This is a genomic window from Lacisediminihabitans sp. (genome assembly GCF_043726815.1).
Lineage (GTDB): Bacteria > Actinomycetota > Actinomycetes > Actinomycetales > Microbacteriaceae > Lacisediminihabitans.
The window spans coordinates 15,494-34,128 of the sequence record NZ_JAYSJZ010000053.1 but is presented as its reverse complement, the minus strand read 5'-3'; the positions used below and the strand labels follow the sequence as shown (position 1 = coordinate 34,128).

Here is an 18,635-nt window from a genome sequence, read left to right as displayed (position 1 = left end):
GCAATGCTAACGCACGAGAGTTTCGCTCCCTCGGCCGTGAGGGTCGAATCGGCATAGGCTGGACCCTGTCGCGCACCACAATCGCGCGACGCCCTCAGCCCACAAGGCCACACCAAGGAGAACTCACTTGACCCTCACGCAGCCATCGCCGTCGCTGGATGCCCTCGCAGCCATCCCGTTCACTCACGAACGAGTGCTCATCACCACGGGACCGCGTTCCGGCCTGATCATGAGCGTCGCCGTTCACTCCACCCGACTGGGCCAGGCCCTCGGCGGAGCGCGGGTGTGGCAGTACGACAACTGGACGGATGCCGTCGCCGACTCGCTGCGACTCTCCGCCGCCATGACCCTGAAGAACGCCGCCGCCGGCCTCAACCGCGGCGGGGGCAAGTCCGTGATCTACCTCCCCGTGGGCACGGTGCTCACCGACGAGCAGAAGCGCGATGCGATGCTCGACCTGGGCGACGCGATCGAGAGCCTCGGCGGCGCATACATGACCGCGGAAGACGTGGGAACGAGCGCCGAGCTCATGGCGATCGTCGCCGAGCGCACCGAGCATGTCTGCGGGCTGCCGGCCGACCAGGGCGGCGTCGGCGAGCCCGCGGATGCCACGGCCGCCGGCGTCTACGCCAGCATCGTCACGACCGTCGAGGCGCTGTTCGGCAGCCGCGAGATCGCCGGACGCCACATCGTGATCTCGGGCCTCGGCCAGGTCGGCGGCCGCCTCGCCACGGCGCTGTCCAGGGCCGGCGCGAAACTCACCGTCACCGACGTCAATCTGGCCAAGCAGGACTTCGCCCGCGAGATCGGGGCCACCTGGGTGGACGTCGCGGATGCGCTGCGGGTGCACGCCGACCTGCTGGTGCCGTGCGGCCTCGGCGGGGTGCTCACCTCGAGCGTGATCAGCGAACTCAACGTGCTCGGCGTCGTCGGCGCGGCCAACAACCAGCTCGCCCGGCGCGAGGGCGCCTCCGAGCTCGCGGCCCGCGGCATCCTCTGGGCCCCCGATTTCGTGGTGAACGCGGGAGGCGTGGTCTATCTCGACGTCGCCTCGCAGCCGAACGCCGACCTCGCCGCCATCTCGGCTCGGGTCGACGCGATCGGGGACACGGTCGCGACGATCTTCGCCGACGCGCGCGACCAGGGCATCACGACGCTGGAGGCCGCCGAGAGGCTCGCCATGGCGCGGCTCGACGCCGGTCGGTAGGCCGCGCACCGCGCGTGCGGCGCAGGCGGTACCGGCTGATCCAGCGTCGGGTGCCGGTGAGCGCCGCACGCGCCGCCGCGACGGCGGCCAGCGCCTCCGTCCACACCCGGTCGCTGCGCTCCGGTTCGATCTCCTGGCCGGAGAACACCGCGTCGTCGGCCTCGAGGGCGATGCCGCGCAGTCCCGACGCAGAACCGTCCGCCTGCTGGCTCGCCAACTCCGCGGCGACCATGGTCCTGGTCGAGTTCTTCGGCGGGGTGAAGCCGAGCTCGGCGTAGCCGTCCACGAGTTCGTCCCACGCGCCGGCCATCTGCGCATCCACCGTCGCCGCCTCGCGCCGACGACGCCGGCGGCGGTTCTTGAGGCCCGCGACGACGAGCACCGGGCCGAAGATCAGCGCGGCCGGGATCAGCAGGCCGAGGCCGAGCGCCACGGCCCAGGCGGGCAGGAGGAACGGGGCGTTCTTGTCCTTCGACTTCGAGTCGTCGATCTTCACCGGGGTGAGCAGCTGGTCGTCGTGCTTCTCCGAGCGCGGGGGCTGCCGCACCTGCGGCTGCGGCTCGCTCTGCGGCTGCGGCGTCTGGTCCTGCGGGATGTCGGTCTCCTTGGGCGTGGCGTTATAGGCCACCCAGCCCACTCCGGTGAACGCCACCTCCACCCACGCGGTGACGTCGTTGCCCGTCACCGTCACCGCCTTCTGCCCGTCCGCGATCTTCGGGGCGAAGCCCATCACGACCCGCGCCGGAAAGCCGAGGCTCCTGGCCATGAGCGCGAACGCCGAGGCGTACTGCTCCTGGTCGCCCACCATCTGGCTGCGCTGCAGCAGGTCGCTCACCCGGTCGGCGCCGTGCCCGGCCCGGGAGGCGACGGTGTCCGACGCCCGGCCATGGCTGAGGTAGCCGGTGTCCACGAGCTTGCGGCGGATCGCCTCGAGCTGCGCGGCGGGCGTGGTCGCCTTGCCGGCAAAGTCCTGCGCCTTGGACGTCACCACGTCCGGGCTCGCCGTCACCGGCGGCAGTTCGACGCTCGCGATCGTGGCCTTGGCGAGGTCGGCGGTGGAGAGCACCCGCTGCAGGGTCGCGTTCATCACGTAGCGGTCGCCGGCCTTGAGCCCGGTCGTGAGCACGGCCGAGCCCGTCACGTCGTTGTAGCGCAGGCTGTCGCCGCTTCCCTTCGCGGAACCGCCCGTGAAGTCGAGCGAGGTGGGGTAGCCCACGCTCGGCAGCCAGACATCCCGATACTTCTCGATCGTGAAGGTCACGTTGCGGCGGGTGTCCGGGGTGATGAACGTCTGCTTCGGCAGTTTGCGGCCGACGAGGCTGAAGGAGCCGGAGCCGTTCGTGCTCGATTCCGGACCCGTCACCGTCCAGAGCTTGCCGGTGAACGAGTCGAGGGTGGCGAGCCGGATGGTGTCGCCCTTCCTCAGGCCGCTCACCGTGAACAGGTCCTGCTTCTCGGCCGCCTTCGTGTAGTGCCGGAAGCCGGAGAGCGGGCTCGGGTACTGCAGGGGGTCGAAGGGCGGCGTGATCTCATCCCGCAGCACGAAGCGTTCGTCGTTCGCCGGCGCGATGACGAGGCCCGCTCCCCCGCCCACGATGAGGGCTCCGGCCACGAGCACCGCAGTTCCGGCAAGCTTGCGGTTGCGCAGGCGTCTCGCCCCGGCAGGCGCCACCACGGCGCCGTTCGGCCGGCGCCAGCCGAGCCAGACGAGGGCGATCACGGCGAACGCCGCCCCGCGCACGCCGGCCTGGTACGGCTCGTCCGTGCCGATGAGGATGCCGGCGAGGTAGATCGCAATCGGCCCGATCAGCGCGACGCCGAACCGCCACGCCGTGCGCGGGCGGGACGTGAGCCACCGGGTCGCGAGGGTCGTCGCGACGAGGGCCACGATCCAGGTCGCGACGTACGGCACCACGGCGATGTATTGCGGCGCGCCGACCGGGGTGCGCAGGGTGACGATGTCGGCCCAACCGTAGACCGCACCGATGGCGAGACTCGCGAGGGACTGCAGGGTCGGCAGCACGAGCAGCACGGCCTGCGACTGCACGGCGAGCGCGGTGCCGAACAGGAAGTAGGCGAGCACCGCCACGAGCGCGGTGGCGACGGCGTTGAGCCGGAACACCGAGGTGAGGATGCCGGTGGCGGCCCCCACGGCGAGGCCGCCGACGCCGGCGAGCAGGAAGCTGTAGCCGCCGAACGACGGCTCGAAGCCGATGATCCCGAGCATCGCGAGGGTGAGGAGCACGGCGATGTCGACCCACGTTCGCCCGGTCACCCGTCGGATGCTGTCGGGCCGGGTCGTGGTGGGCTCGGCGCTCATTCGGCGATCCTTCGCACGAGCTGCGAGAGGTCACGCAGCGCGCCGACCGTGACGAGGGAGAGACCGGCCACGGACGAGATCTTCGGTTCGGCGCCGAGGGAGACATGGAAGGCCACCTGATTGGTGTCCTGGCCGAAGAGCGACTCGACGCTGCGGTACTCGGCGGTGGACATGTTCGAGCCGCCGATCGTCATCACGACGCTCGGCGCCGGCAGCCTCTTGGTGCGTTCGCGGGCGAAGTCCCGCACGCTCGGAAACACCCGGCCGACCGGTTCGATGCGGCAGGAGGCATCCATCATGGAGGTGACGCTCTGGGTGCGCCAGGTGCCTGAGTCGCTCACGACGTTCATCTGCGTGTCGTCCAGGATCACCTGGGCGGCGATCGAGGCGGTGATCGAGATCGCGAGCTCGAACTCCTCGTCCGAGGCGTAGAGGTCCGAGCGCGTGGCGAGGATCATCGTGAGCTGGGAGCGGCGGGTCTCCTCGAACTGACGCACCATGAGCTGGCCGACGCGTGCCGAGGTGCGCCAGTGCACGTAGCGCCGGTCGTCGCCCGGCACGTACGGCCGCAGGGCGTGAAAGGCGATGTCGCTGGATGTGATCTTCTTCGAGACCTGGCCCTCGAGATCCTTCACCAGCCCCGCCGCCGACGGCACGAGACGCACGGTGAGCGGATGCACGAACAGGTCCACCGGGTCGGTCCAGCGGACCGCGCGGCGCAGCAGGCCGAGCTGGTCGCCCCGCACCGATTCGGCCGGACCGGCCACGATCACGGCCCGGCGGTTGGTGGGCACGGCGAAGAGCTCCTCGTGCTCCTCCTTCGGCTTCATGGAAGGCAGCTGGAACTCGGCGAGACCGCGGCCCACCGGCAGCTCCATGCGCGTGGGGGTGAGCGCGCGCGTTCCGGTGTTGGTCACGAGCATCCGCCCCATCGCGCGGTCGCCCACCACCACGCGGCGCGGGTTGAGCTCGATGAACACGCCATACGACGACCGGCCGAACAGGAAGAGGGTGCCGATCAGCAGGGCGGCGAGCAGCACCGCGCCGAGATAGCTGAACTCCTGCCAGCCGAACACGAGGCTGAGCACGATGGAGAGGGCGGCGACCACGAGCACCAGCCAGCCGGAGCCGGTCACCGTCGCGAGCACCGGCCCAACGGCACGCGCGACGGCGACGCGCGCCGGGCGCGACCGTTCGGCGAGCGCGGCGAAGAAGTCGCGCACCCGGCGCGTCTTCAGCACCCGGCTCTGCCTCGGGATCGGTGTCGTCGTCATGCCGCTGCGATCAGGCCGCTCGGTAGGTGGGCGGGGTGATGTCCACGAGGATGCGGGTGATGATGTCCTCGGCCTTGACCCCGGCGAACTCCGACTCCGGGTCGATGATCACGCGGTGGGCGAGCACTGGCACGGCCAGGTCGCGCACGTCGTCGGGGGTGGCGTAGGTGCGTCCCTGCGCGATCGCCCAGGTCTTGATCGCCCGGGCGAGCGCCATCGCGCCGCGCATGCTCACGCCGAGCGCCACGTCGCGGTGGGTGCGGGTGGCATCCACGATGTCGCTGAGGTACTGCATCACCGACTCGTCGACGAACACCTCGGAGGCGAGCGCGGCCATAGCCACGATCGAGTCCGGCTTGATGATGGGCGAGACGAGGGAGGCGCGCGCCCGGGTCGTCACATCCATCAGCAGGGCGACCGCGGTCTTGGTGTCCGGGTAGCCGAGGGAGGTCTTGATCAGGAACCGGTCGAGCTGCGCCTCGGGGAGCTTGTACGTTCCGGCCTGCTCCACCGGGTTCTGGGTGGCGATCACCATGAAGGGCGCCCCCACGGCGTGGCCCTCGCCGTCGATCGTGACGATGCCCTCCTCCATCACCTCGAGCAGCGCGCTCTGGGTCTTCGGGCTCGCCCGGTTGATCTCGTCGGCCAGCACGATCGACGCGAAGATCGGCCCGGGGTGGAACTCGAACTTGCCCTTGCCCTGGTCGTAGATCTGCACGCCGGTGACGTCGGACGGCAGCAGGTCGGGCGTGAACTGGATGCGCGAGGTCGAGCCGTCGAGCGTGTTCGCCAGCGCCTTCGCGAGCACGGTCTTGCCGGTACCCGGAAAGTCCTCGAGCAGCACGTGGCCGTCGGAGATGAGCGCAGTGAGCACGAGGCGGATCACATGGTCCTTGCCCATGATCGCCTTGTCGACGTTGGAGATGAGCTTCTGGAAGGCGTCGGCGAACCACGCCGACTGCTCCTGGGTTACTGGCACGTGCTCCCTTTCAATCGAATCGCTAGAAGTTGAAGTTGACGGTGTTGCTCTTCACACCGTCGACAGTCACGTAGGTTCCGGAGAATCCGCAGAACTTGGTGCTGAGGTAGGTGTTGCCCGAGAAGGTGTCCGAGCCGAACGCGCCCTGGCAGTAGAAGCTGATGGTGTGCGAGTTGTTGACGAAGTTGTGCAGCGTCACGTCGTATTTGTGGCAGTTACCGGAGCAGCTGCCGCCCTGACCGGACTGCCCCTGCGGGTCGGCCTTCAGCTCCACCGAGGGGTTGGCCGGCTTCACCTTGATGTTTGCGGACGCAGTGCCGGCAGCGCCGTTGCCCGCATTGTTGCGCGCGTAGACGGAGATCGAGTGCGATCCGGCGCCCAGCCCGCCCTTCGAAATACTCGTCGACGTTGTCGCGACTGCGCCGCCCCCGTCGATCGAGTAGACGTATTCCATGTTGTCGGTCACCGCGGGGCCACCACCAGGCGAGTTCCAGTCGAAGCGGATGCTTCCCGGGTCGGTGTCATCCACCACGGTCGCGCTCGGGTTGATCTTGCCGGGCACGGTCTGGTTCTGGATCTGCACGGTGTTGGAGGTGCCGGTGCCACCGGTCTTTCCGCCGGTGTTCTGGGCCGACACCGTGAAGCTGTAGCTGCCGGCGGGCAGGCCAGAAACCGGGGCCGAGCTCGTGCCGGTGGTGGTGCCCGTCGCACCGTTGCTCGCTCGCCAGGTGTAGACGGTCGATCCGCCTCCGCTGGTGACCGCCGCCCAGGTGGCCCGGATGCTCCCGGTCGGCGCCCACGGACTCGAGACCGTGGCGGTCACGGTCGGCATTCCGGGCGTGCCGTACGGCGTGATCGGGTCGCTCTCGACCGACCACTGGCCGGCCCCGCGAGCATTGATGGCGCGGGCCGAGAAGGTGTACGGCGTTCCATTCTGGAGGCCGGAGATTGTGCAGTCGGCGCCCGCGGTGCAGTTCGCGGTCGCGCCCCCAGGGCTCGTCTTCACGTCGTAGGACGTGATGGGCTTGCCGTTGGTCGCCGGGGCGATGAACCGCCAGGTGGCGTTTCCGTCCCCGCCGATCGCGGACGTGCCGGTGGGCTTCGCCACCTGGTCCGGCACGTCGCTCACGGTGAGCGTGATGGTGCCGTTGACGCGGCGGTCCTTGTCCTGGGTGCTGTCCTCCACGGTGTAGACCACCACCACATCCCCACTCTTGAGAGCGGGGCTCGGCGCGATCTTCACGGAGTCCTTGGTGAAGGAGATGGTGGCCGGCTGGCCGGTGTTCTGCACCTTCGCATCCACCACGGTGAGCGCCTCGCCGGTGGTCTGGAACGGGTTCGAGTCGTTGGCGAGCGGATGCACGACCGTCGCCGGGTCCCCGCGCTTGGCCTCGAGCTTGTCGTCGACCGCGACCGCGAGCGGCCGGGTGGAGCCCACGACTGTCACCTTGATGGTGCCCTGAACGGTGAACTTGTCCCAGCGCAGCGTCACGCCAAGGGTGCCGGTCGTGCCCTTGGGCGTGTTCCGCGGGGTGGTGATGGTGAGCTGGGAGCCGTTGAGGCTCGGCACGATCTTGGAGCTGCCGCCCGTGATGTTCGAGTAGGTGACCTCGCTGAGGATCTGCGGGTTCGGCTGCGCGGTCGAGGCGCGCAGGTCGATGGTGGTCGACTCGCCCACTTCCACCTGGGTCTCCGGAGCGGTGAACTCGGGCGGGGTGTCGCGGAACTGCGGGTCCCCCACCACGATGTTGAGGCGCAGGTTGGCCTTGTTGCCCTTCGGGTCGTTGAGGGACGCGCCATCCGTCACCGTGAAGTTGATGGATGCCGGCCCCCGGTAATCCTTCGCGGGGGTGAACTTGAGCGTGTCCTTGTCCACGTAGACGCGGTCGCCGTTGGACTGCAGGGCGCTCACCGTCTTCTCGTCGGTGATCCAGGCATCCCGGCCGGACGGCACCTTCAGGATGTCCTTGAGGTCCCAGCTCCTGGTCTCGTTCATCGAGACGTACTGCACCGGCAGGTTCGGGTCGATCACGGGCGGGTCGGCGAAGCTGTCGGAGACCGCGGCCGGAACGAGGATGAACCCCATCGCGCTGAGCTTGTCCTGCGCGTTCGTGACCCGGTAGGCGATCGCCATGCGTTGCTTGCCCGGCGTCACCTCCACCCGGCCCGGGGTGGCGAGGGCGCCGGCCGCGTCGGCGTTGGGCCCCTCGAAGGTGACCTTGAGGTCGTTGGTCTCGCCGGAGGGGTTGTAGGCGTAGGTGGGGAACAGGTTGATCTTCACCGACTTCTTGCCGGCGATGTCCTTCGTCTTGATCGCGTAATCGCCGGCGACGGGCGGCAGGATGGGCGCGTCCTTCGTCACCTTCACCAGCACGTAGCTCATCACCGAGCCGCCCCGGTCGTTGGTGAGCTGGTAGCGCAGCGAGAACGACTGCTCCTCCTGCGGCGCCTTCACCACGAGGTAGCGGCCGTCCACGACCTTGGCGTCGATGCCCTTCGGCACGTCGACGAGCTTCTTGGACACCTTGATCGTGGCGCCCTGCGGGTCGGAGTCGTTGGCGAGCAGGTCGGCCTGGGCGAGACGGCCCGGGCGGATCGACAGGTTGTCCGGCACGGCGGAGGGCAGCGCCAGCTGCGCGGGCGCGGGGATCACCCCGATACTCACCTCGCCGTTTCCGGTCGCGCCGAACGCGTCGTAGACCTGGTAGCTGAACTCGTCGGTGCCAGTCGACGTCTTCGAGGACTGGTAGATGAAGTAGTTGGTGCCGACCGTCGTCACGGCGCCGAGGGTGGGGTTGGTCGGGAAGCTCAGCAGCTGGGCCGAGTCGCCGTCCGGGTCGATGCCGTCGAGCGGCACATCCACGCGGATGCTGCCGCCGGCGAGCACCCGACCGACCAGCGGCGTCGGAATGGGGTCGCGGTTGTTCTTCTCGTCGAGCGGGGTCACGGTGAAGGTCACGCTGGCGGTGGCCGACTCGCCGAACGGGTCCACCACGCGGTAGTCCACGCGGTACTCGCCTGGCGCGGTCGGCGCCTGGTAGCGCACCGTGTTCCTGTCCACGAAGGCGATGCCCGCGGTCGGCGGCGTCACCAGCTTCTTGTCGAGCGTCATCGGGGCGTCATCGGGGTGGAAGTCGTTCTTCAGCACGTCCACGGTCACGATGTCGCCCGCGCGCACCTTAGCCACGTCGTTCGCCGCGACGGGCGGCTGGTGTTTGGTGAGGGGAGGCACCGGCACCACGGTGACCCCGGCGGTGGCCGTGCCGAACCCGTCGGAGATCGTGTAGCTGAAGTTGACCTGGTCGGTGAGCGCCGCCGGCGAGGTGACCCGCACCTGGCTGTTGCCCAGGAGCTCCACGACGAGGCCCTTGGCCTTCGCCGCCGGGTCGACGGCCACGGACTGCACGGCCAGCACGCGTCCGCTCGGACTCACGTCGTTCGCGAGCACAGCGACGGTGGCCGGCTGGTCTCCGCGCAGGTACGCCGTGTCCTTCACCGCGACGGGCGGAAGCTTGTCGTCGGAGGGCTTGTCCTGTACGTCCACCCGCACCAGGCCCACGCTCGTCCTGTCCCCGGCGCCGAGGGTGTACTTGAGGTAATAGATGCCCGGCTTTCCCGAACTGAAGTGGATGGTGCCGCGCTCGGTGTTGAACGAGGCGACCGCGCCGCCGGTCGCGTCCTGCATGCCGATCAGGGAGAGCTGGGCACCGGAGGGCGAGAGGTCGTTCGCGAGCGGCTCGACCACCGTGGATTCGTTGGTGAAGGTGGTCGCGAAGTCGGGCGTGCCGATGGGGTCGAGCGAGCCGGTGGGCTGTACGTCCACGGTGAGCGTGCCGGTGACCGGCGCGCCGTGCCCGTCGCTGACCTGGAAGGAGACCTCCTTCTTGCCGAGCTCGGAGGTCTGGTGGGTGAACGTGATGAAGCCGTCCGGGGTGAACCGCACGAGGTCGCCGGACTTCGGGGAGGCGCCGATCAGGTAGAGGTCGTCGCCGTCCGGGTCCTTCCAGTCGGCGAGCACGTTGTAGCTCACCGTCTGGTTCGCCTCGACGCTCACCCCCGCCTCGCGCACGGCGATGGGCAGTTGGTTGCTGCCGGTGGGCACGACCCGCGCGGTCACCGACGCCTGCGCCGTGCCGCCGCGGCCGTCATCCACGGTGTAGCCGAAACTTATCGACCCGACGAATCCCTCGGCCGGGGTGAACTGCAGCGCACGGCCGCCGTCGATCGGATCGAGACGCCCGGTGCCGTCCGCGATCCTGTCGTGGGCCGAGATGACGAGCACGTCGCCGTCGGGATCCGAGTCGTTGTCGAGCAGGGAGAGGATTGTGGTTCGGCCGGGCCGGATGCCGTAGGCGTCGTCCACGGCGGTCGGCGGCCGATTGGTGTCGGTGCGCTGCGCAAGCGTGTCCTTGAACGACTGGGTCGCCGACTTCTTGTCGCCGGTCTCCTGGGTGTGCTTCTCCTCCGGAGGCGTCACATCCGTCCAGTTCTCCACCAGGCGCATGTTCTCGCTCACGACCCAGGTATTGCCGTTCGTGAGGTCGTTGAGCACGATCACCGAGCGGTTGACCCGGAACTCGAGCGAGTTGCCCTGGGTCGGCTGCTCGATGTCCTGGCGCTCGGCCTTCTTTCCGTCGCAGGCCAGCAGGTACTTCTGCGCGCTCGCCCAGGCCCCGTGGGCACAGCCGTCCAGGAAGACCGGAGCCGCCACCTGCGCGGCCTTCGTCGCCGGCGAGCTCAGGCCTGCCGAGACGGTGTGCACGGCTCCCGAGCCGAGGTCCACCTCGAGCAGCGAGTCGCCGGTCGCCACGACGGCATACGGGGAGTCGAGGCCCACCTGCTGCAGCCGCAGCCCCTTCGAGGGGAGCTTGTGGGCACGACCGTCCTCCGTCACGACACTGTTCGTGGACTGGTCGAACACCACGGCCCTGTCGCCGACCGCGGAGAGTTGGAAGGCGCCGACCGCGGGGAACGGCTTCGCCTGCGGGGTGTCGGCGAGGGTCGGGATGCGGAAGATCGACTTGCGCGACGGCGAGACCGCGATGACCGCTCCCGCGCGGGTGACCACGGCATGGGCATCCGCCCCCAGCTTGAGCACCGGCGGCGCCGAGACGTAGTTGAACCGCAGGTCGCCGACCGCGGAGACGAGCCACAGCTCGCCCCTGGGCGAGGTGATCGCGAGGGTCGTGCCGCCGTACGACACCTCAGAGCCCTTGGGCACGTCGATCGCCGAGGTCACCGTGGTGGACGCCGGGTTGACCGACTCGATCTTGCCGGCCGTCGGGTCGTACATGAAGAGGGTGTCGCCGTCCTGCAGAACCGTGAAGTCGGCACTCGAGGCGACGACCGAGCCGTTGAGCTCGTCGATCTGCCGGTTGAGCCGCCCGCCGAGCAGCTGCTCGCCGTTGGTCACCCAGACGTCGCGGGAGGTCAGCTCGACGTCGGAGACGGGGAAGCCGGGGTGCAGGGCCGCGATGGTGAGCGGCACGCCGGCGATCACCGCGATCACGAGCGCGGACGCGATGGTCTTGCGCGTTCGGATCCATTTCAGCACCGCACGCATGCGCTGGACCCCCGGGATTTGACGAACCATGGCGGCGGGACGCCTCACCCCTCGACGCGGCTCCACCGTGCAAACAACCTAACACGAGCGTCTTTTCAAGAATGACCCGCGGCATGGGTAGAACTACCCATCGGCCCCGTCGGTGGCCGCCGTCAGCTCCCGGTCGTTCTTGTCGAGCAGGTAGAGGTCGTCCTGGCTGATCAGCCGGGTGGCCACGGCGTATTCGACGAGCCTCAGCCGACGGTTGGTGGCGAGGTTCCCCTTTCCTCCGCGCAGCCCCTGCACTCCCACCTTGTCGAGCTTGTCGCACACGTTGTCGAGCTTGCGGTTGAAGGTCGTCATCGACCAGTGCAGGCGGGCGGCCGCCTCGGCGGAAGAGGGGATCTCGCCCCGGCCCGGGGACGACTGGCGAAGGATGTGCTCGGCGAGCGACACGATCAGCAGCCGCTGCGTGCTGGTGAGCGGGATCGGCTCGATCGTGGTCGACCCGCCGGATCCGGCCATCGCGGCTGAGGTGTTGTAGTAGTCCTCGGCGGAGTGGATGGTGAACTCGTAGGTCGTTGATCCCGCCGAGAAGAGCACCTGCATCTGCGGGAACACGATGGGCAGGCGCGCGCCGGGGGCGAGCCAGGCCTGCACCTGGCCGGTCGCATCCGTCACGGTCGCCGAGAGCAGGTTGCCCACGTTCGCGAGCCACCACATGCCGAAGTCCTCGTAGATGCGCAGGAAGCGGCGATGCAGGTAGGGGTTGTCGTCGATCACGAGGTCGGACTCGCACCCGATGTGGAAGTCGCTCGGATGCTCGACCTCGTACCATTCACCGCAGAATTCGATCTTCAGGGGCTTCATTTCGGATAACACGTGTCCAGGGGGTCGCCGGTCTGCCCGTCGCGCTGGATGCGCACCTCGATGCACACGGTCGCGGGGGCGGTGTAGTCCTTCACGGTGAGGGCGCCGGAGGAGGTCTGCTGGGTCGGTTCGCTCGAACCCCGGTCGCTGCGGCGCCAGAGAAAGGTGTCGCCGGGCTTCGCCGCGGCGTTCTTCACCGTGAACACGAGGGTCGATCCCAGCGGCGCCGCCGAGACGAGGGTCGGGGCGGGCACCGACGCGACGACGGCCGAACCGGTGCCGCCGGGCTTCGCGGTGGGTCGTGCCTCCCCGCCGGGCGCGCCGCCGGAGAGCACGAGGCCGAGCGTGACGGCCACGGCGATGAGCACCGCCGCGGCGCTGGTCGACCAGACGACTATGCGATTGCGACGCGAGACCCGCGGGGGTTCCTCGATGGTCTGCTCGGCCGGCGCCTCCGCGACCGCCGTCGCCGCACGCTGGCGAAGCACGGTCTGCTCCGAGATTCGGTCGGCCGGCTGGGCATCCACCCGCTGGGCCCCGCGCACCTGGGTCTCGTCGGAACCTGCCGTCGCGGGCTGGGCGATCGGCACGGGTGCCGGCTGGGCCTCGATCGTCGAGACGCCGCGGGCACGCGTCTCGTCCGCTGCATCCCCCTCGGCCTCGCGGTCCGGGGCGTCGATGAAGAGGTTCGGCACGTCGATGGTGGTGGGCGCGTAGCCCAGCTCGAGTTCCACCCGCTGCAGGGCGCGGGCGAAGTCCACCGCGGTCGAGAATCGGTCGCCCCGGTCGGACGCCATCCCCTTCTGCAGCACGGCGACGAGGGAGCGGGGCAGGTCGTCCCGGGGCATCGGGGTGACCGCGCCGCGCTCGATGCGGCCGATGAGGTCGAGCGTGCCGTTGGATCGGCCGCGCACCTCGAACGGCGTCTGTCCGGCCAGGATCGTGTAGATCGTCGCCGCGAGCGAGAACACGTCGGATCTCACGTCGGGCGACGGGTCGTCGTCGAACATCTCGGGCGGCGACCACGGCACCGACATGCCGATGGACTGGCTGCCGGTGCCACCGGATGCGGTGTCGTGCAGCGCATCGGCGAGGGTTCCCGTGTGCACCGGAAGCAGCTCGTCGTCGACGGCGGACGAGATGCCGAAGTCGGTGAGGGCCGGCCAGCCGTAGTCGTTGGTGAGCACGTTTGCCGGCTTGATGTCGCGGTGCAGGATGCCGGCCGAGTGCGCGGTCGCGACCGCGCTCGAGAGGCGCACGCCGGTGCGCAGTGCGTCGGCGACGGCGAAGGTGCCCTCCTTGTACCGCTCGGCGAGGCTCGGCCCAGAGCAGTACTCCATCACGAAGTACGGCCGGTCGTCCGCGGCGACGTCGGCCTGGTAAATGGTGACGATGTACGGATGGGTCGAGAGCTGCGCCATGAGGTTCGCCTCGGCCACGAACGACGCGCGGGTGGCAGCGGTCAGGTCTTCGGTGAGCAGAACCTTCACTGCGACCCGCCGCTTGGGCAGCTTCTGTTCGTAGAGGAAGACGTCGCTGAAACCGCCGGAGCCGAGCACCTTCACGAAGGAGTAGCCGGGCAGTTCCGGCGGCTGGGAGGAGGCGCGGCGCATCAGTCTTCTTCCACCGTGAGCGTCACTCCGCCGCCGAGATCGATGACTGTGCCGACGATGACCGAGGTCGGCTCTCCGGCGCGCAGCTTCTGCGGCTCCTTGCCGGGCAGGAGAACCATGGTGCCGTTGCGGGAGTGCAGGTCGGTCACCACCACGGTGTCGCCCTCCACGGCCACCTGGGCGTGGTTGCGGGAGATGTCCTGGTCGGCGGTGTCCATCGTGATCAGGCGCGGCATCTGGCCGCCCGACACCTTGCTGACGCTCGGCGACCGCCCGACCAGGATCGGCTGGGTGAGCGCCTCGCGGGCGCCGGTGGAGAGCAGCAGCCAGAACGCCTGGAGCGGGGCGGGGGCGGGCGGAGCGCCCTTCGCCCGACGCTTCGAGCGGAGCCCGGCGATGTCCGCCGTGAGCACGGTGTGGCCGTCGTGGTCGCCGTCGGCGACGGGGGCATCCGGCGCGGCGTCCGACTCCTCGGGCTCGTCCGCCCGCACCGCGGCGTCCGCGACGTTGCGGAACACGGTGGCGCCGAAGAGGTAGTCGTAGCCGTCATCGGCCGCCACCTCCTGGGGGGCCTCCGGCGCGGGGTCGGGCAGCGCCACGATCGTCGCCCCCACGGACTCGGCGGTCTCCTGGTCTTCGGAATTCGCGGGCGCCTCGGTGACCGTCGCCTCCGTGACCGTCGCCTCGATGTCGACATCGGCGGTGACCGCCGCCGCCGTGGGCGCGGCCGTGCCGGTCGTTGCCTGACCGCTCGGCTTCTGCTGAGGAGGCGTCAGCGACGCCGTGAGTCCGGCGATCCAGGCGCTTCCTGCCTCGAAGGGCAGGGCCCCGGCGGGCGTCATCGGCACGGCGTCCGGCACGTCCAGGGCGAAGGCGACGACGCCGTCGAGGGCTCGCTCGACCCAGGTCGACACCCCCCGGCCGCTCACGACCTGATCGCCTCCGGCGCCGGTGACGGTGACGCTCGCCGACCCGCGCACGACGACACGGCATCCGCCGGTCGCATCCCATTCCAGGAGCACGAACGGCGGCGTCGCAGCGAGCCCGTCACGGGTGAGCAGGTCGAGCAGCAGTTGGAACCCATCGGACTCGGCGAGGCGGTCCCAGGCGAGGTCGATGACGGTCTTCTCCGGCGCACGGCCGATCGCCACCAGCCGCGTGCCGCGCACGACGGCCAGCCAGCCGCCCGACGACGCCTGTCGAATCCGCATGGTGCCCACGGTCATCCCCTCGGCCTGGTCTCTTCGAGAAATCTCGGCAGGCCGTGCCGGTCGATGGTGTCTTCGCTCGACCCCGGCCCCGACACGTTCGCCCCGACCAGCTCGGACTCCACGATGATCACGGTCACGTTGTCCGAACCACCGGCCGCGACGGCGGCGTTCGCGAGCCGCTCGGCGAGCGTCACCGGCAGTCCGTCCGATTCGCGTCGCTCCTCGGCGTCGTGAAAGACGATGATGCGCGCGATCTCGTCGTCGCCGAGCTCCTTGGTGAGGCCGTCGGAGCAGAGCAGGAAGGTCTGGTGGGGGCGGGCGGGCAGCAGCCACACGTCCGGGTCCACCTCGGTGTCCGCGCCGAGGGCCCTCGTCACGATGTTGCGTTCCGGATGCCGCTCCGCCTCGCGACGGGTGATCTGGCCCAGATCCACCAGCTCCTGCACCGCGGAGTGGTCGACACTCAGCTGGTGGAGCGTGCGGCCATCCCAGCTGTAGACCCGGGAGTCCCCCACGTTGAAGGCCATCCAGTGATAGTTGTCCGCGCCGCCCACGTCCACGAATGCGATGCCGGTGAGGGTCGTGCCGGAGAGGGCGCCGAACGAGTCAGTCTCGCCGGTCAGGGCGAGCACGTCGTCGTTCGCCCGCCGGATGGTGTCGAGCACGATGCCGGGGCGGGTCGGCCTGGTCCCGTCGAACGCCGCGGCGAACGCGGCGACGGCGGTCTGGCTGGCGCGGTCACCGAAGGCGTGACCGCCCATCCCGTCCGCGACCACGAAGATCGGAGCCGCGCTCAGGTAGCTGTCCTCGTTCACGCGGCGCACGGCTCCGCGATCGGAGTGGGCGGCGAATCGAAAACGTACCGTCACGCCGGCAAGCTCGAATTCCTGCCGGATTTCGATCGACATCCACCCCTCCCCCCATAGCAAAAGTCTGCTCATCACTCTATTGGCATGTTCACCGACCGCCGGCCGACCGTCAATGGGTAGGGGTGCCCACCTCGCGGCGCTTGTCGACCCGGATCTTGATGACGCTCGCGACCGTCGCGGCGGCCATCGACACCACGATCACGACGAGCGACGTCACGGTGTCGATCTCGGGAGCCCAGTCCACTCCCTTGCCGCCGTTGACGAAGGGCAGCTCGTTCGTGTGCAGGGCGTGGGAGACGAGCTTCACGCCGATGAAGGCGAGGATGAACGCGATCCCGTACTTGAGGTACACCAGTTTGTCGATGAGGTCACCGAGCAGGAAGTAGAGCTGGCGGAGCCCCATCAGGGCGAACACGTTCGCGGTGAACACGATGAACGGGCTCGTAGTGATGCCGAAGATGGCGGGGATTGAGTCGAGCGCGAAGACCAGGTCGGTGGTGCCGATGGCGAGGAACACCACGATGATCGGGGTGAAGATCTTCTTGCCGTCCACGACAGTGCGCAGCTTCGAACCATTGAATTCGTTGGAGATCGGGATCCTCTTGCGCAGGAAGCGGATGACGGCGCTCTCGCGTTCATCCATCTCCTCGCTGTTCAGGAACGCCTGCTGGAACGCCGTGAAGAGCAGGAAGGCGCCGAAGAGGTAGAAGATCCAGCTGAAGTTCTCGATGAGCTGGGCCCCCAGCAGAATGAAGATGCCGCGCAGCACGAGGGCGATGATGATGCCCACCATCAGCACCTCCTGCTGGAACTGCCTCGGCACCGAAAACCTCGCCATGATGATCACGAAGACGAAGAGGTTGTCCACGCTGAGGCTGTACTCGGTGAGCCAGCCGGCCAGGAACTGGCTCGCGTGTTCCGCGTCGGCGAAGACGAGCATGAGCACGGCGAAGATGAGGGCGAGCACCACGTAGAGCGCCACCCAGAGGCTCGACTCCTTGGTGGAGGGCACGTGCGGACGCAGGTAGGCGTGCACGAGGTCCGCGATGATGATCGCGATGATCACCACGAGGGATGTCGCCTCGAAGGCGAGCGGGAGTTCGAGGTGCATGGCGGGGGCCTTTCGTCGGGGTAGGCATGGGTCGCCTGATTCCCGAAAGTCTCTTCCGCGCCGTGAACGGCACCGCTGCAACCGGGCCGGCATCATCGGCGACCGTCTTGACGACTGCAGCGCGGGTGGAATACTCCCCTTCGCGTGCCCAACCCTACCGGACGAGCGGCCAGGCCCGCAGAATACCCACCCGCTCCGGCTCACAGGGTTTCCCGTGCGCGGCTGTCTAGGCTCGGCGACATGACGTCGCCCAGCCAGCCCCGCCAATTCCGCCCCCAGAACTCCGGTGTCTCCGCCATCGGCTACCTCATCTTCTTCAGCCGCTGGCTGCAGGCCCCGCTGTACGTGGGGCTGATCCTCGCCCAGGTGATCTACGTCGTGGTCTTCATGGTGGAGCTCTTCCACCTCGCGGAAGAGGTGATCGCTGACCCCCTGCACATCGAGGAGGCCGCCATCATGCTCGGCGTGCTCGGCCTCATCGATGTGGTGATGATCGCGAACCTGCTGATCATGGTGATCATCGGCGGGTATGAGACCTTCGTCTCCCGGATCAAGATCGAGGGTCACCCCGATCAGCCGGAGTGGCTCTCGCACGTGAACGCCAACGTGCTCAAGGTGAAGCTCGCGATGGCGATCATCGGCATCTCCTCGATCCACCTGCTCAAGACCTTCATCGAGGTGGGCGACCTCGGCGCCAAGAACTCCGAGGCCGACAACGTCACCGACGAGGTCTACACCTCCGACGGTGTCTTCTGGCAGGTGATCATCCACTCCGTGTTCATCCTCTCCGCCGTGGCGCTGGCCTGGATCGACAAGATGTCGAACGGCGCCCCGGCGCGCGCCATCGAGAGCGGTTCGCCCGTCGCGCTCATCCGCGACGCCCACGATGCGCCGCAGCCGCAGCTCCAGCGCGCGGAGCTCGGCCAGGCCGGGCCGGAATCGGCCGCCGAGATCGAGGCGCGCGCCGCGCACTACGAGCGCCTGGCCCGCGAGCTGCGCGCCCGCTGAATCCGCGGGACCTTCGTCCGTGTGACCCCTTCCCGGCCGGCGTAGCCTGCTGGCCATGACCGACGAAGATCTGAGAAAAGCCGCGCGGCGCCGCCTCAAGGCGAAGTCCAATTTCTGGTCGTTCCTGGGCGTCTGGGCCGCCGTGGCCCTGCTGCTCACCGCCATTTGGTTCATCACCAGTCCCGGCGGGTACTTCTGGCCGATCTGGGCGATCTTCGGAATGGGCGTCGCTGCCCTCTTCGCCGGTTTGGACGCCTATGGTCCCGGCCGCCGCTATCACACCGAGGCGGACGTGGATGCCGAGATCGAGCGGATGACGGGGCGCCCCCGCGATGACAAGGAAAGGTAAACCCTTGCGGTCCACGCGGGTATGGCCAGCGTCCGCCCTCGGCTGGTGGGCATTGGGGCTCATCCTCGCCTTCGCCGCGCTCTTCGTCCTCAAGTCAACGGTGGGCGCGCCGATCCCGACGTTCGCCATCTTCGCGTTGGGCATCGTCGGCGCCGTTCTCGGTGTGGTCGCCGTCATTCGGCGCGATCTGTCGTGGGTCTTGATCGTCATTGGCTCCCTCGTCACCCTCTTCATGGTGGCGTGGGTCGGTGGCGAACTACTCCTCCCGCATTGACCGTCCCG

Annotated in this window: 13 protein-coding genes; 4 read left to right on the top strand and 9 right to left on the bottom strand. The window is 68.9% G+C overall.

Annotated features, from left to right (window positions below; translation table 11 throughout):
* Positions 1 to 127: 127 nt before the first annotated feature.
* Complete coding sequence (locus ACHZD8_RS06515) at positions 128 to 1,207, top strand: Glu/Leu/Phe/Val dehydrogenase dimerization domain-containing protein (protein WP_394769357.1); 1,080 nt, start codon at positions 128 to 130, stop codon at positions 1,205 to 1,207.
* Here ACHZD8_RS06515 and ACHZD8_RS06510 read toward each other — a convergent pair.
* The 9 genes from ACHZD8_RS06510 to ACHZD8_RS06470 all read right to left on the bottom strand — a co-directional run bounded on the left by ACHZD8_RS06510 (position 1,149) and on the right by ACHZD8_RS06470 (position 16,996).
* A complete protein-coding gene (locus tag ACHZD8_RS06510; RefSeq protein ID WP_394769356.1) occupies positions 1,149 to 3,527 on the bottom strand; it encodes a transglutaminase domain-containing protein in 2,379 nt (792 codons plus the stop codon). The genes ACHZD8_RS06515 and ACHZD8_RS06510 overlap by 59 nt on opposite strands.
* Positions 3,524 to 4,801, bottom strand: coding sequence for a DUF58 domain-containing protein (locus tag ACHZD8_RS06505; RefSeq protein ID WP_394769355.1), 1,278 nt, complete (start codon positions 4,799 to 4,801; stop codon positions 3,524 to 3,526). The genes ACHZD8_RS06510 and ACHZD8_RS06505 overlap by 4 nt, the downstream gene beginning before the upstream one ends.
* A 10-nt stretch (positions 4,802 to 4,811) precedes the next feature.
* Complete coding sequence (locus ACHZD8_RS06500) at positions 4,812 to 5,780, bottom strand: AAA family ATPase (RefSeq protein WP_394769354.1); 969 nt, start codon at positions 5,778 to 5,780, stop codon at positions 4,812 to 4,814.
* Positions 5,781 to 5,802: 22 nt separating this feature from the next.
* Positions 5,803 to 11,334: an Ig-like domain-containing protein gene (locus tag ACHZD8_RS06495; protein WP_394769353.1), complete on the bottom strand. Its 5,532-nt coding sequence runs from the start codon at positions 11,332 to 11,334 to the stop codon at positions 5,803 to 5,805.
* A 132-nt stretch (positions 11,335 to 11,466) separates the two neighbouring features.
* Positions 11,467 to 12,192: a hypothetical protein gene (locus tag ACHZD8_RS06490; RefSeq protein WP_394769352.1), complete on the bottom strand. Its 726-nt coding sequence runs from the start codon at positions 12,190 to 12,192 to the stop codon at positions 11,467 to 11,469.
* Entirely contained in the window at positions 12,189 to 13,805 is a 1,617-nt protein-coding gene (locus ACHZD8_RS06485) for a serine/threonine-protein kinase (protein WP_394769351.1), read from the bottom strand. Before ACHZD8_RS06485 ends, ACHZD8_RS06490 begins: the two co-directional genes overlap by 4 nt.
* A complete protein-coding gene (locus ACHZD8_RS06480) occupies positions 13,805 to 15,031 on the bottom strand; it encodes an FHA domain-containing protein (protein ID WP_394769350.1) in 1,227 nt (408 codons plus the stop codon). Before ACHZD8_RS06480 ends, ACHZD8_RS06485 begins: the two co-directional genes overlap by 1 nt.
* Positions 15,028 to 15,924 carry a PP2C family protein-serine/threonine phosphatase gene (locus tag ACHZD8_RS06475; RefSeq protein ID WP_394769349.1) on the bottom strand — a complete coding sequence of 299 codons (897 nt, stop codon included), beginning with the start codon at positions 15,922 to 15,924 and terminating at the stop codon, positions 15,028 to 15,030. Before ACHZD8_RS06475 ends, ACHZD8_RS06480 begins: the two co-directional genes overlap by 4 nt.
* A 70-nt stretch (positions 15,925 to 15,994) precedes the next feature.
* Complete coding sequence (locus ACHZD8_RS06470; protein ID WP_394769348.1) at positions 15,995 to 16,996, bottom strand: TerC/Alx family metal homeostasis membrane protein; 1,002 nt, start codon at positions 16,994 to 16,996, stop codon at positions 15,995 to 15,997.
* A gap of 240 nt (positions 16,997 to 17,236) precedes the next feature.
* Here ACHZD8_RS06470 and ACHZD8_RS06465 point away from each other — a divergent pair, with 240 nt between their 5' ends.
* Genes ACHZD8_RS06465 through ACHZD8_RS06455 form a run of 3 tightly spaced genes read left to right on the top strand, consistent with a single transcriptional unit; the run spans position 17,237 to position 18,627 of the window.
* Entirely contained in the window at positions 17,237 to 18,004 is a 768-nt protein-coding gene (locus ACHZD8_RS06465; RefSeq protein ID WP_394769347.1) for a TIGR00645 family protein, read from the top strand.
* Between the two features lie 55 nt (positions 18,005 to 18,059).
* On the top strand, positions 18,060 to 18,353 hold the full coding sequence (locus ACHZD8_RS06460) for a 2TM domain-containing protein (protein ID WP_394769346.1): 294 nt from the start codon (positions 18,060 to 18,062) through the stop codon (positions 18,351 to 18,353).
* A gap of 4 nt (positions 18,354 to 18,357) precedes the next feature.
* On the top strand, positions 18,358 to 18,627 hold the full coding sequence (locus ACHZD8_RS06455) for a hypothetical protein (RefSeq protein WP_394769345.1): 270 nt from the start codon (positions 18,358 to 18,360) through the stop codon (positions 18,625 to 18,627).
* The last annotated feature ends 8 nt before the right edge of the window (positions 18,628 to 18,635 follow it).

Coding starts and splice junctions, on each gene's coding strand:
- ACHZD8_RS06480 (WP_394769350.1), bottom strand. CDS start 15,031: ATGACCGTGGGCACCATGCGGATTCGACAGGCGTCGTCGGGCGGCTGG.
- ACHZD8_RS06490 (WP_394769352.1), bottom strand. CDS start 12,192: ATGAAGCCCCTGAAGATCGAATTCTGCGGTGAATGGTACGAGGTCGAG.
- ACHZD8_RS06465 (WP_394769347.1), top strand. CDS start 17,237: ATGACGTCGCCCAGCCAGCCCCGCCAATTCCGCCCCCAGAACTCCGGT.
- ACHZD8_RS06510 (WP_394769356.1), bottom strand. CDS start 3,527: ATGAGCGCCGAGCCCACCACGACCCGGCCCGACAGCATCCGACGGGTG.
- ACHZD8_RS06470 (WP_394769348.1), bottom strand. CDS start 16,996: ATGCACCTCGAACTCCCGCTCGCCTTCGAGGCGACATCCCTCGTGGTG.
- ACHZD8_RS06485 (WP_394769351.1), bottom strand. CDS start 13,805: ATGCGCCGCGCCTCCTCCCAGCCGCCGGAACTGCCCGGCTACTCCTTC.
- ACHZD8_RS06460 (WP_394769346.1), top strand. CDS start 18,060: ATGACCGACGAAGATCTGAGAAAAGCCGCGCGGCGCCGCCTCAAGGCG.
- ACHZD8_RS06505 (WP_394769355.1), bottom strand. CDS start 4,801: ATGACGACGACACCGATCCCGAGGCAGAGCCGGGTGCTGAAGACGCGC.
- ACHZD8_RS06475 (WP_394769349.1), bottom strand. CDS start 15,924: ATGTCGATCGAAATCCGGCAGGAATTCGAGCTTGCCGGCGTGACGGTA.